General features: G+C 64.0%; 12 protein-coding genes. 4 read left to right on the top strand and 8 right to left on the bottom strand.

Going from position 1 to position 12,862, the window contains the following annotated elements:
• Positions 1-325: 325 nt before the first annotated feature.
• The gene (locus P6U25_RS05090; protein WP_407150375.1) at positions 326-1,093 is read right to left on the bottom strand and encodes a lysozyme inhibitor LprI family protein; all 768 of its coding nucleotides are present in this window, start codon (positions 1,091-1,093) and stop codon (positions 326-328) included.
• Positions 1,094-1,227: 134 nt separating this feature from the next.
• Here P6U25_RS05090 and P6U25_RS05085 point away from each other — a divergent pair, with 134 nt between their 5' ends.
• The gene (locus tag P6U25_RS05085) at positions 1,228-2,772 is read left to right on the top strand and encodes a cation:proton antiporter (protein ID WP_407150374.1); all 1,545 of its coding nucleotides are present in this window, start codon (positions 1,228-1,230) and stop codon (positions 2,770-2,772) included.
• Positions 2,773-2,796: 24 nt separating this feature from the next.
• Here P6U25_RS05085 and P6U25_RS05080 read toward each other — a convergent pair whose 3' ends face one another.
• The 4 genes from P6U25_RS05080 to P6U25_RS05065 form a co-directional block, all read right to left on the bottom strand.
• Complete coding sequence (locus P6U25_RS05080) at positions 2,797-3,603, bottom strand: SDR family NAD(P)-dependent oxidoreductase (protein WP_407150373.1); 807 nt, start codon at positions 3,601-3,603, stop codon at positions 2,797-2,799.
• Positions 3,604-3,697: 94 nt separating this feature from the next.
• Entirely contained in the window at positions 3,698-4,075 is a 378-nt protein-coding gene (locus P6U25_RS05075; RefSeq protein ID WP_407150372.1) for a DUF1850 domain-containing protein, read from the bottom strand.
• Complete coding sequence (locus P6U25_RS05070) at positions 4,072-6,183, bottom strand: TRAP transporter permease (RefSeq protein ID WP_407150371.1); 2,112 nt, start codon at positions 6,181-6,183, stop codon at positions 4,072-4,074. Before P6U25_RS05070 ends, P6U25_RS05075 begins: the two co-directional genes overlap by 4 nt.
• Positions 6,184-6,356: 173 nt before the next feature.
• Complete coding sequence (locus P6U25_RS05065) at positions 6,357-7,304, bottom strand: TAXI family TRAP transporter solute-binding subunit (RefSeq protein WP_407150370.1); 948 nt, start codon at positions 7,302-7,304, stop codon at positions 6,357-6,359.
• Positions 7,305-8,023: 719 nt separating this feature from the next.
• Here P6U25_RS05065 and P6U25_RS05060 point away from each other — a divergent pair.
• A complete protein-coding gene (locus P6U25_RS05060) occupies positions 8,024-9,241 on the top strand; it encodes an EAL domain-containing protein (RefSeq protein WP_407150369.1) in 1,218 nt (405 codons plus the stop codon).
• 70 nt (positions 9,242-9,311) lie between these two features.
• On the opposite strand, the gene P6U25_RS05055 is transcribed toward P6U25_RS05060, so the two are convergent.
• Positions 9,312-9,791 carry a hypothetical protein gene (locus P6U25_RS05055; protein WP_407150368.1) on the bottom strand — a complete coding sequence of 160 codons (480 nt, stop codon included), beginning with the start codon at positions 9,789-9,791 and terminating at the stop codon, positions 9,312-9,314.
• A gap of 194 nt (positions 9,792-9,985) precedes the next feature.
• Between P6U25_RS05055 and P6U25_RS05050 the strand changes: the two genes are divergently transcribed.
• Positions 9,986-10,285, top strand: a complete 300-nt coding sequence (locus P6U25_RS05050; RefSeq protein ID WP_407150367.1) for a hypothetical protein — start codon at positions 9,986-9,988, stop codon at positions 10,283-10,285.
• A 40-nt stretch (positions 10,286-10,325) separates the two neighbouring features.
• On the opposite strand, the gene P6U25_RS05045 is transcribed toward P6U25_RS05050, so the two are convergent.
• Both P6U25_RS05045 and P6U25_RS05040 read right to left on the bottom strand, forming a co-directional pair.
• The gene (locus tag P6U25_RS05045; RefSeq protein WP_407150366.1) at positions 10,326-11,525 is read right to left on the bottom strand and encodes a hypothetical protein; all 1,200 of its coding nucleotides are present in this window, start codon (positions 11,523-11,525) and stop codon (positions 10,326-10,328) included.
• Positions 11,526-11,704: 179 nt separating this feature from the next.
• Entirely contained in the window at positions 11,705-12,334 is a 630-nt protein-coding gene (locus P6U25_RS05040) for an NUDIX hydrolase (RefSeq protein WP_407150365.1), read from the bottom strand.
• A 79-nt stretch (positions 12,335-12,413) separates the two neighbouring features.
• On the opposite strand from P6U25_RS05040, the gene P6U25_RS05035 reads away from it, so the two are divergent.
• Positions 12,414-12,839 (top strand): PaaI family thioesterase, encoded by a 426-nt coding sequence (locus P6U25_RS05035; RefSeq protein WP_407150364.1) that lies wholly within the window; start codon positions 12,414-12,416, stop codon positions 12,837-12,839.
• Positions 12,840-12,862 lie beyond the last annotated feature (23 nt).

The raw sequence follows: 12,862 nt of genomic DNA, 5'->3' as shown, positions 1-12,862 counted from the left end.
CTCTCCGTCGTCATGGCCGGGCGCCTGTTCCCGACCCGATCGGGGACGACCCGGCCATCCACGTTCAGGGCCGGGCATGCGGACTACGGATGGTCGGCTCTCTTGGGAAGTCATTGTCACGGGCTCACCCGATAATTCAAGCCGCAAACTGACCGACGTTAGCACTAGTGTCCCGAATCCGAAGTTCGCATCATTCGCGGCACCTTCGGAGCGAACTTCGGATTCGATAAGGACACTAGCAAACTTATGATTCTAGTGTGCTTTATGAATGCGAAGTTCGTGAAAGCAGCCGCCGCGAAATCGCACGAACTTCGCATTCAGCACACTAGTATCCGTCTGCGCCATTCAGCCGCTGCAGGCGCTCGCGCATCGCCTTCTGCAAATCGTAGCCCGGCTTGCCGAACTCACCGTTGCGGCGGGCGATGAACTGATCCTGCTCGCGTTGCAGCTCGCGTGCCCGGCGCGGATCTTGCGTCTCGCGGATCGCGCGAACGGTCGATGCGTTGATCTCGCGATCGAGGTCGGCGAGCTCGGAATTGGCGCAGATGGCTTTTTCCACCGCGCGGCGCGCCTTGCGGCAATCGAAGCTCGGCTTGCCGGCAACCGCGATCATGGCGCCCATCCGCTCCAGCTCGAGCGACAGCGACTTGTAGTTGGCTTTCGCCGCGGCGTGATTTGGATTGAGCTTGAGCGCGGCGCCGAAATCCATGATCGCCTTGGGCCGGTCGCCTTTCCGGCGCCACAGCTCGCCGCGCGCATTATGCGCATCGGCCTGCGCCGGATCGAGCCGCAGCACGGTGTCGTAGTCGGCGATTGCGCGATCGATCGTCTGCTTGCGGTCATAGGCTGCGGCGCGCGCCATCAGGGCCTTGATGCGATCGGCCTTCGCCGCCTTCTCGTTGTCGATGAACCCGCCGCAGACGTCGATCGTCTTATCGTCGTCCGCCGCGGCGGCCGCTGCCAGGCAGGGCCCCGGATCAACCTCGACATCCTTGCCCGGCTCGCTGCCGGTTGCGCCTGCGACAGCGGCCACGACCATGCATGACAGCGAAACACTGAGCGCCAGGGCCAGATGTCCAGAGTTGCGTCGCATCACAATCGCCGACAGGGCGCCCCTCTCCAGCGCTCGGACCAACCAGGCGCACCGTCTTTCAGCACGCGCAATTGCGGCAAAACCACACGCTGGATTATACGTCAATTGCGACGATCGGCTGCACGGGGTTCATCTTGCTGACATTCGAATGGATCATCGGCCTTCTGCTGGCGGCCGTTGCGCTGTCGGCGCTGGCCCGGCGGCTCAAGGTGCCCTATCCGACGTTCCTTGCGATCGGCGGCATGCTGCTGGCCCTGCTGCCGTCCGGCCCGTCCTGGACGCTGGAACCGAAGCTGGCGCTGGCGCTGTTCGTCGCGCCGGTGCTGCTCGATGCGGCCTTCGACACCTCGCTGCGCGACCTTCGCAACAACTGGCTACCGGTCTCGACGCTGGTGCTCGCGGCGGTCGGCATCACGACCACTGCTGTCGCCGCGGTCGCGCACTGGCTGCGCTCGGATATGCCGTGGGCGGTTGCGATCGCGCTCGGCGCCATCGTGGCACCGCCCGATGCCGCGGCCGCCACCGCGATCCTGCGCCAGGTCAATCTGCCCTACCGCATCCAGAAAATCCTCGAGGGCGAAAGCCTGCTCAACGATGCCAGCGCGCTGTTGATCTATCGCGTCGCCGTCGGTCTGGTTGCGGCCGAACACATGAAGGTGCGGGAATTCGTTCCCTCGGTCGCGGTGGCGCTGCTCGGAAGCCTCGCCGCGGGCTATCTGTTCGCGCAGGTCTGGACGTTGATCACCCGCCGCATCACCGAGGCGCCGAGCGCGATCATTACGCAATTCGGCGGCACCTTCATGGTGTGGATCGTCGCCGAGCATGTCGGGCTGTCCGGCATCCTCACCATCGTCGCCTACGCGATCACGATCGCCCGCACCGCGCCGGCCCGCATCCCGGCACGGCTGCGCGTGTCCTCCTATGCGGTGTGGGACACCGTCGTCTTCGTGCTCAACGTGCTGGCGTTCATGCTGATCGGCATGCAGTTGCGTCCGATCTGGTCTGGGCTCGACGCCAACGTGCGCTTCCAATACGGCACGTTCGCCGCCACGATCCTCGCCGTCGTGATCGTCGTCCGCATCGCCTGGGTGATGCCCTATGGCGTCTTCCTGCGCGCCTTGAAGGCGCACGGCCTGCTTCCGCCGCGGGTGGAGATGGCGGTGCCGACGGTGCGGCGCGGCATCGTCGTGTCCTGGTGCGGGATGCGCGGCATCGTCACGCTGGCGGCCGCCTTTGCGCTGCCGGAAAGCTTCCCCTATCGCGATCTCATCCTGCTCACGGCCTTTGCCGTGGTGCTGGGCTCGCTGGTGCTGCAGGGCCTTACGCTGCGGCCGCTGATCCTGGCGCTGAAATTCAAGGAGGACGATCCGGTTGCGCGCGAAGCCGCGTACGCCCGCGCCGTCGCCTATCGCGCCGCGCTCGATGCGGTCGAGAGCGATCCATCCGAGGAAGCCGAGATCCTCCGTCTCGAATATCGCGCCGTGCTGCTGCGCGCCGAAACCGAGCCCGACGGCGGCGTGGCGACGAGCGAACTGCCGGCCGATCCGCTGCGCCGCCGCGCCATCGCCGCCGCCCGCCTGGCGCTGCTCAATCTGCGGAGCATCGAAGTGATCGGCGACGATGCCTTCCATCTGGTCGAGGAAGAACTTGACCGCGCCGAGCTCAGCGCGGAAGTGTGATCCGTCGCCGCGCGCGACTGCCTCTCACGCACCCGACTTTGAGGTGATGCCGCCATCGACTATGAGCTCGATGCCGGTGACGTATTTCGATTCGTCGGAAGCCAGGAACAGCGCCGCATTGGCGACGTCCCAGGCGTCGCCCATGTGCCCCATCGGTACCTGCGCGTCACGTGCGCGCCACATCGCCTCCACATCGCCCTTGGCGTAGCTCTGCGCCAGCCCGGCCGAATGCGCGACCATCGGCGTCTTCATCAGCCCGGGCAGGATGGCGTTGACGCGGACATGCTTCGGCGCGAACTCGACCGCGGTCGAGCGCGTCATCTGGTTCATCGCGGCCTTGCTCGCGTTGTAGCTGACATAGGAAATGCCGACATGGCGGATCGAGGCGATCGAGGAGATGTTGATGATCGAGCCGCCGCCCTGCTTGATCATCACGGGAATGACGTGCTTCATCGCCAGATAGGCGCTCTTGAGATTGACCGCAAAAACGCGATCCCATTCGGCTTCGCCGACCTCGACCACGCTGCCGACCTCGGCGATGCCGACGTTGTTGTCGAGCACGTCGATGCGGCCATAGGTCTGCAGGCAGGCTGCGACCATTGCTTCAACCTCGCCGGCGCGTGAAACGTCAGCGGTGAACGCGGTCGCCCTGCCGCCCTCGCCGGTGATGATTCCTGCGGTCTCTTCCGCAGCCTCACCGTTGCGATCGACGCAAAACACGCTGGCGCCCTCGCGCGCGAAGGTGACGGCGGTCGCCTTGCCATTACCCCAGCCGGGTCCGATCGAGCCCGCGCCGACCACCATCGCAACCTTGCCCTTGAGCCGATCCATCGATTGTTCTCCCCTTTATTGATTCTTGTAGCCCGGATGGAGCGGAGCGCAATCCGGGAACGCTGGTCCCGGATTTCGCTCCGCTCCATCCGGGCTACGGATTCGGACACACACTCATCGTGGTGACATTAGCACCGATCGGATGTCCGAAAATCTCTGATAGCGTCTGGCACTGTCCCTCATGGCATAGATGCCATTCGCCGGCGACACCGGAATTGCCGAGCACGACCTGCGGCCGTGGCGCCCGCGGCGGCGTCCACTGGAACCAGCCGTCGACGAGGCGTGCCTCCGGCGGCGGCTCCATGCCGGCACCGAAGCCCTTGATGCGAGCTTGCACAAGTTGAAGCCCGGCGTCCGTGACACGCCAGTCTTCCTGCCACGCCGTCTTCTCGATCGAATGCGTCCAGGCCAGCGTGAAAGCGGCGACCGACAGCGCCTTCACGACACCTGCCGAAGAAAGGCAGAGGCTCAAGCCGCCGCCACCGCATTGCGCGACCGCTGCCGCCACTGCCACAGCAGGACCGCTGCGGCGAGCGTGAAGCCGGCGGTATCCGAGAACGGGAAGTCGCCGAGCAGGCAGAGCGCACCGGCAAACGCCACGGCCAGTTCGATCAGCGTCAGCCGCGCGAACAGGAAGCCGATCGCGACCACGCCGAACAAGGCGATCGCCACCAGCGCCTTCAAGGACGCGAGCGCCACCGCGCCGTAGAAGCCGATTTGCGCGACCATCGGATCGCTGGTCTGCAGCATCAGCGCCGGCGAATAGACGAAGATGAAGGGAATGACGTAGCCGGCAAGCGCGATCCGCATTGCCTCCCAGCCGATCTTGTCCGGATTCTCCTTGGCGATCGGTGCCGCGGCAAGGGCCGCAAGCGCCACCGGCGGCGAGAGATCAGCCATGATGCCGTAGTAGAACGCGAACATGTGGCTCGCGATCAGCGGCACACCGAGCTTCGCCAGCGCGGGCGCGGCGAGCGCTGCGGTGATGATGTAGGTCGGAATGGTCGGGATGCCGGTGCCGAGCAGGATCGACAGCAGCATGGTCATGATCAGCGCCAGGAACAGGCTCTTGGCGCCGAGGCCGATGATCCAGCTCCCGAAGATGGTGCCGACACCGGTTTGCGTCATCATGCCGATGATGGTCCCGACGATGGCGCAGGCCATGCCGACGGTGAGTGCCGACTTGGCGCTGTCGGCGAGCGAATCACGGCATGCCGCGAGCGTGGCGCGGCCCCCGCGGGTGATCGCCGCAAGAGCGATGAGGCCGGCGACGATGCAGGCGACCGGAACGATCTCGAGCCCGTTGCGCGAGACCGCCGCGACCACCAGCGCCAGCCCGATCCAGAAGATGTAGCGCAGGACGGTATTGGACAAACCGAGGGTGATGCTGGCGCCCAGGATCAACGCGACCGTCAGCGCAAGCCCCATGCTGCCGGCGTAGAGCGGCGTGAATCCCTCGAACAGCATATAGACCAGGGCTGCGAGCGGCAGCACCAGGTACCAGCGCGCCACCAGCGCCTTCCAGGCGCTCGGGATCTCCGAACGCTTCATGCCAACGAGACCGTGCTTGCCCGCTTCAAGATGCACCATCCAGAACGCGGAGGCGAAGTAGAGGACCGCTGGGATCACCGCGGCCTTGACGATCTCCGAATAGGGAACTCCGAGCGTCTCCGCCATGATGAAGGCAACCGCGCCCATCACCGGCGGCATGATCTGCCCGCCCATCGAGGCGGTGGCCTCGACGCCGGCAGCGAAGGCGCGGCGATAGCCGAACTTGATCATCAGCGGAATCGTGAATTGGCCGACGGTCACGACGTTGGCGACACCGGATCCCGAGATCGTCCCCATCATGCCCGAGGCGAACACCGCGACCTTGGCCGGTCCGCCGCGGGTCCGGCCGAACAGGCCGAGCGAGACATCGGTGAAGAGCTGGATCATGCCGGCGCGCTCGAGGAACGAGCCAAACAGGATGAACAGGAAGATGTATGTCGCCGAGACGTAGATCGGCACGCCGTAGAAGCCTTCGGTGCCGAAGGAAAGATGCGTGACGATCTGGTCGAAATCGTAGCCGCGATGATTGAGCGGCGACGGCAGGTACTGCCCGAAGAACCAGTAGAGCAGACAGGCGCCGCACATCAGCGGCAGTGCCGCGCCCATCAGCCGCCGCGTGCCTTCGAAGATCAGCACGGCGAGCAGCGTGCCCACCGCGAGATCAGTGGTGGTCGGGTCGCCGTCACGGGCGATCAGGTCGGCGTAGAAAATCCACTGGTAGAGCCCACAGAGGAAGCCAGCGGCACCGACGATCCAGCTCACCGCGCGGCCGAAATTGGTCCTCGCGGTGAAATTGCCGATCAGGCCGAAGGTCAGCAGGATCAGGAAGCCGACATGGACGCCGCGCACCACCTGGCTCGGCAGGTAGTTGAAGGCTGCGACATAGAGCTGGAACACCGCAAAGGCGAGCGCGATGACATACGCCAAGTAACCCCAGCCGCCCGATCCGAACCCTTCCGGAAACCCATGCTCGAAATTGTCGAATTCAACCTTGACGGGCTGCTGTGCGCCCTCGGCCTGCTGTTGCATGAATGTGTCCCCCGCCGTGCCCGCGACGCAGCATGCGCCTCTGTGGCGCTTGGGCCGCGGTCACCGTGTGTCATGCGCGGGGTCGACCCGCGCGTCCGTCGAAAAATCAACGTCTGTAGAAAGATCGATGGCCGGGTCAAGCCCGGCCATGACGCATTTATCCACGCCGTCTCTTACTTGATCAGGCCCTTTTCCTTGTAATACCGGATCGCGCCAGGATGCAGCGGCACCGGGCTGCCGCTCGCAGCCGTCTCGAGCTTGATCTCCTTGCCCGCGGCATGGGCGTTGCCAAGCTCCGGCAGCGACTCATAGACAAGCTTGGTCATCTGGTAGGCGAGCTCGTCTGATACGGCGCTGGAGGTGACGAGGTAGTTCACCACCGCCGCGCTCGGCACATCCTTGTCCTGGCCGGTATAGGTATTGGCCGGGATGATTACCGAGACGAAGGGCGGACCGATCTTGTCGACGGTCTCCTTCGGAACGGCGACCACGGTGATATCGGTCGAGGTCGAGAGGTCTTTCAGCGAGGCGACGCCGAGGCCGGCGGACTGCAAGGTCGCGTTGAGCTGACGGTTCTTCATCAGATCGACGGATTCCGCAAACGGCAGATACTCGACTTTTCCGAGATCCTTGTAGCTCATGCCAGCGGCCGCGAGGATTGCGCGCGAATTCAGCTCGGTTCCGGATTTCGGCGCTCCCACCGACAGACTCTTGCCCTTTAGATCGGCCAGCGTCTTGATGCCGCTTTCGCCGGTCGCGACGATCTGGATGTAGTTCGGATAAATCGCGCCGATGGTGCGCAGCTTGTCGAGCTTGTTCTTGAAGCCGGCTTCCGCATCGCCTTCCCAGGCCGCCTTCAGCGAATCACCAAGAGTGAACGCGATCTCGCCGCGGCCCTGCTGCAGCAGCACCAGGTTCTCCACCGACGCCTTGGTGGCCTGCACCTGGGCCTTCACGTTGGGGATCTTGTCGCCATAGATCTTCGCCATCGCGACGCCGAGCGGATAGTAAACGCCGGACGTCCCACCCGTGAGCACGTTAATGAACTGCTCGGCCCGTGCGACAGGCGCCGACAAAACGCTGGCTGCCACGGTCGCAGCAGCCACCAACTTCCAATTCATGAGTATTATTCTCCCCTTGAGCCGGCCGGAAATTGGCCGGACACCCCGGCCGGGTCAACCCATCCAAACGACGCATGCGTTGTCGCAGCCGCAGCGCGCGGCATGCGACCGGATGCAGGAACCGCTCCAGCGCGAGAAGGCTGAGGCACGGGCCCCTGCCCGCGAGGCTTGCAGCCGTCCGAGCGCTGGATGCGCCGAACGTCTTCCTTGCCGACGCGCGCGACGGGCTCAGCCCCATCTCGCGATGGATCTGTCGACCGCGGATGAGCGCAACGAGCAGCTCGTCACATGGACGGCGCAGATCAGATCGGCCGACGCGCTCCGCTCTTCAAAAGATGACGATGCGATGCGTGCGGCGCACGGCGCGCAATTGATTCGCGTCCGATTCGAGTCACGCCGCGCAGCTCGTTGTCTAACAATGACGCAGATTCACGCCGACGTGAGCGCATCAACACAGAGATTAACAGCGTCCCTTGATGAAACACGGAGTAGTCGAATCCTGCGACGATCGTGAAGCCGTCAAATCGTGCTGATGAACGCGAGATGACGCATTTATTGCAGGCGAAGGTGCGACGTCACGTGCCATTTCCCCCGCAATTTAATTCGAATTCGCGACTTTAAGGTTAGCGAAGCAATGCATGTATGATCCCGAAATTTCCATGATTGCCCGTGCCGCTCCGATGTACGACTCGCTCGGGGCTACTCCGAATAGGACGGGCATGAATCACATCAGTCATATCGGATATGCACGGGCCGGCTGGTTCGGGCATCGCAAGCTGACACCGCGCGCCTGCATCGCGGACAGCAAAAAACACCTTCGCACCTTCCTCGCGGAGGCGCTCGAGGATCTCGGCTTCATCACCAGTGAATGCGGTCAGGCCGACGAGCTCGACACCGTATTGGACGCGGAACGACCCGACCTGCTGGTGCTCGGCGTGTCCGTGGACGGGATCGAAGTCAGTAAAATTCTCGAGACTTTGGTGAGAAAGGAGTACGGCGGCAAGGTTCTGGTCATCGGCCTGCCGGACTCGATCATCGTCAAGGCCGTCAGACAAATCGGCGACGAATACGGTATCGCGATGCTACCGGCCTTGCCGACCCCGTTCAGCGCGGCAACCCTTCGCGACACCCTTGCCTCACTGATTCCAGTCGAACCAGCGCCAAGCCCGGCAGTCGACGTCCCCGAAGCCTTGAAAGCCGGCTGGCTTGAGCTCTGGTATCAGCAGAAGATCCATCTGCGGACGCTGGTTCCGAGCGGAGCCGAGGCACTGGTCCGGATGCGCCATCCCGCCTGGGGCATCGTCCCGCCAGCGTACTTTATTCCTGACGAGGGCGACCCGCACTTCCAGGCCCTGTCCGAGTTCGTCATCGAACGGGCGATCGAGGACTGGCGATATCTGCTTGAGCAGAAAGGCCCGGTTGACCTCTCGATCAACCTGCCGATCTCCTTCCTGGCCAACGCCGATGCGGTGCGCGAAGTCTGCCGCCGGATGCCGGATCACCCGGCGTTCGCAGGCCTGCTGATCGAGATCGACAGTGCCGAGCTGATCGACAATCTGGACCTCGCGATCGATGTCGCGAGGCGCGTGCGCCTGCACAATATCGCGATCTCGGTCGACAATGTCGGCGCCAATTGGCCATCCCTGCTGGGGCTCGAGAGCTTTCCCTTCGTCGAGCTGAAGGTCGACCATCAGTTCGTCACCGGCTGCGCGGATCAGCGCCTGAAGCAGACGGTGTGCCGCCGGATCGTCGAGCTGGCCCACGACCACGGCGCGCGCGTCGTTGCGCAGGGGGTCGAGACACGTGCGGATTTCCTTGCCGCGCACGACATGGATTTCGATCTGGTCCAGGGGTACCTGTTCGGAAAGCCGATGGGCCTCAGGAAGTTCGCGAGATCGCGCTTGCAGCTTCCGGCCGAAAAGGACATCGCGTCCTGACGCGTGATTGCGTCAGGAGCGGCAGAGCGGCGCTGAGCGCGGCCTGCGCATCACATCGCCCGCGCCGCCATCACTGGAACGTCATATCGAGGCACTTCGAGATGTCGGAGCCGAGCCCCGACGAGATGGTGATGCAGCCACGGATCTTCTGCGTGTTGTTGTCGCTCGCCCAGATCGCATAGCCGCCGGGGCCGAAGAACGAGTTGGTGTTCGGCGGCTCGGTTTCAGTGGCGTCGAACGAATAGTTGCCGTCGGTGTCGAAGATGCGCGGCTTCTTGGTGCAGCCGCCATCGGCCTGAACGTTGATGACCTCCTTGTTGTCCCGCGTCAGCGCCAGAGACACCTGGCAGCGGAAGTATTCCGAGGTCCTGGCGTTGAACAGATAGGCATACGACCTGCAGGTCGCCGTATTGAGCTTGCCGGCGGAGAGGCCGCGGCTGCAGGAAATCCGCTGGTTGTTGGAGAGCTTGAAATCGTCGGCCTGTGCGACCGAAGTCAGCATCATCAACGACAGAGCGACACCGAAACCGATCTTCACGACGTGGTGCATACGAATCATCCCAAGGTGTGTTCTGGCAATGAAGTGCTTGTAGACGGAAACGCGAAGATAGTCGCGCAGCAGGAAATCACAAAGTCGCCGACATGCGCGAATGGGCCGCGCCCATTGTCGTATTGACGGCGCGGCGACGTTCGTGATTTGTTCAAGGCACTGATACGACGCCATTTTTCGGCCGGAGGTGGATCATGACGCATTTTTCAACCAAGACCTTTTTCGCGACAATCGCCCTCACCGCGCTGTCGACATCCGCCTTCGCTCAAGCGGCGACGCCGTGGGAGCTGAAGACCGACATGGGCTATGCCTATGGCAAGGACGGCAAGACCTGGTCCTACAAGATGGGTACCAACAATGCTGGCACGCTGTTGAAGGGGGCCAAGAAGGTGCCGAAGGGCACGCTGTTCTTCATCGGTCAGAACGGCCAGCTTTACATGCGCTCCGGCCCCTATCTCGAGGGCGACGGCAAGTTCATGTTCGGATCCGAGTAGCGCTCCAGGCGTATCGATCTACCGTGGCGGCAGATGAGGGTCAGAACGCCGAAGCAAGTTCCTTCGCACCGGGCTTGCTGCTGTTGTAGTCCATCCGCTCGTTGGTCACGGCAAGCAGCTTCGCCACCGTGTTGTGGCGGATCGCCACCGGGTTGCGCTCGTAGCCGGAGCGCTGAAAGAAGTTCGAGGTCGGCACCTGCTCGCGCAGCCCCTGCGGCATGGTCACCATGTCGAAGCCGGTGCCGTCCCCGGTCAGGTTCATCATCTCGAGCTCGGCGGCGGTGAGCGGCCGGTTATAGCCCTTGGCGCGCGCGAAGATCACCGAGGTCAGGAGCTTGTGGGTCTGAAGCATCGGGCCGACGTCGATGTCGAGCACCATGGCGTGAACCGCCCAGCCCTGTGGCGTGTCGGCGAGGCGCGCATGCGCCGACCAGTCGTCCGGCACCGTGCGTGTGAACGCGACCATCTTCTTCAGCACCGCGAGCTTGTGTTCCATGGCCTTGCGGGCCGGACCCGAGGTGGCCGCAACCCGCTGCGTCAATTCGCGCACGAACTCGTGGCCCTGCTCGGCCATCAGCTCAACGCTGTTGGTGGTCAGCAGTTGGTTGTAGCCGACTGCGGTGGAAATGGCGCGCTTGCCGCCATGCTCGATGCCCGACTGGACGTCATAACTGCCGGTGCCGCCGGTCTCGAACGAATAGACCCGCACCGCCTGTTCCGGCGTCAGGCCCGCCGCGCGCGCATACCGCGCATAGGCACGCTTGAACTCCATCTCGGAAGCGGGACGCTGCGGCGTGAATTGGAATTGCTCGGCTGCCGCGCGGACGAAATCCGCGACCACCGGGATCGGTTTGCGCGGCGGCCGTGGCCGCTCCTCTTCCTCCTCCGGCGCCGGGTTCACCGGCCGCTTCGGTCCCTGATAGACCGGCGGCTGCTCCAGCACGTAGTCGTCGAGCGTGATCTGCACGCGGTCGCGGCGCTTGGCATTGCGGATGCGCCGCTTGTCGGCAATCGCGTTCCAGTAGGCGTCCGCCTCCTGCTCGAAGGCGGCGCGCGCCTCCAGATATTCCTTCAGCTTGCGGCGATATTCGGCGATCGCGAACGGGGACACCGCCTGCGCCATCGCATTCGCGGTGGCCGGCGGCAAGGCGCGAGCCCCGTTCGCTAACGCGGACGGCGCCGCTGCGGTCAGCGCGAGCGCGACGAGTCCAAGGCACGGGCGAATCAATTGCGGGCGCATGCGCCTCTTGTAGCAAGCGCAGGCGCGAAGTCAGCCCGGAATTCCCCGGGAGCGCGCGCGCCGCCATGCCGCGGAATTACGCCGTGAAAACAACATCTTTGCGCCTCAGGCAGGACATGTGGCGCCCCTTGCCCGAAAAAAGATGAATAGGAAGTTACGCCGGCGCAACTCAAGCCTCGCTATTTCCAGGCGAACACCGGCTGCTCGAGATCGGCAACGCGTGTCGCGCGCCCGGCCAGCACTTCGCTGAACTGATAGATCAGCGCCGCCGTTGGCGCATGGATGAGCTGGCCGCCGAGGCGGAAGCGGATCACGTGCCGCACACTTTCGGGGATCGAGACGAAGGTGAAGGCATCAGCCGCTTCGACTGCATCGAGCCCTATGCGATGCACGGAGGCGACCTCGTCCGGGTTCGGCGTGATCTCGGCTTTGCTGCCTGCCCAGACCACGACCGGCGTGATCAGATAGCCGGATCGCGTCGGATAATCATCGAGCACGCCGAGCACGGCGTTTTCGCCGAGCGAAAGTCCGAGCTCCTCGTCCAGCTCGCGCAGCGCGGCCTGCGCCTGCGTCTCGCCGGCATCGCAGCGCCCGCCCGGCAGCGCCCATTGCGCGCTGTGCGCGCGGAGGCTGGCACTGCGGCGGGTCAGCAGAAAGGCGGTGTCGGTGCCATCGTCGCCTTCGGTCAGCGCGATCGCAACCGCTGCGCGCTTCAGCGTCGGCGCGGCATCCATAGGCGCGAGGCGCGTGAACGCGGCGCAGAGCTCTGCGATATTCCGCCGGGTGGCATCGTCAAATGGGCGGGCCATTGATCTTGACTACAACACAACGGCGTTTGATGAAATGACGCGTAGCACATACCCGCCTGCAACCAATGGACCCCATCACATGACGGCGAAGGCCGCGGACAAACTCAAATCCGACGGCTGGAAGATCGTCGACACCACTGGCTTCCTGCATCTGGTCGGCCCGCTGTGGCAGCGGATGGACGATGACCTCCCCGCATACGCGCTTGTGACCGAGGACAAGCATCACAACCGCCGCGGCCTCGTGCAGGGCGGCGTGATCATGACATTCGCCGACCGATGTTGCGGCATGACCGCGCGCCACGTCTCGGGCAAGCCGACGCTTGCGACGGTGCAACTTGACACCCATTTCGTTGAAGCCGGCAAGATCGGCGAGATCCTGATCACCCGCCCGCGCGTGGTGCGCTCGACCCGCAGCCTGATCTTCATCACCACCGAGGTGACCGTCGACAAGCGCTGCATCGCAATGGCCAATGGTGTGTTCAAGATCCTGAAAAGCGAGAGTTGAACCCTTGTCATTCCGGGGCATCG

The organism is Bradyrhizobium sp. ORS 86, from assembly GCF_045571475.1.
Lineage (GTDB): Bacteria > Pseudomonadota > Alphaproteobacteria > Rhizobiales > Xanthobacteraceae > Bradyrhizobium.
This window is presented reverse-complemented; position numbering and strand designations above follow the sequence as displayed.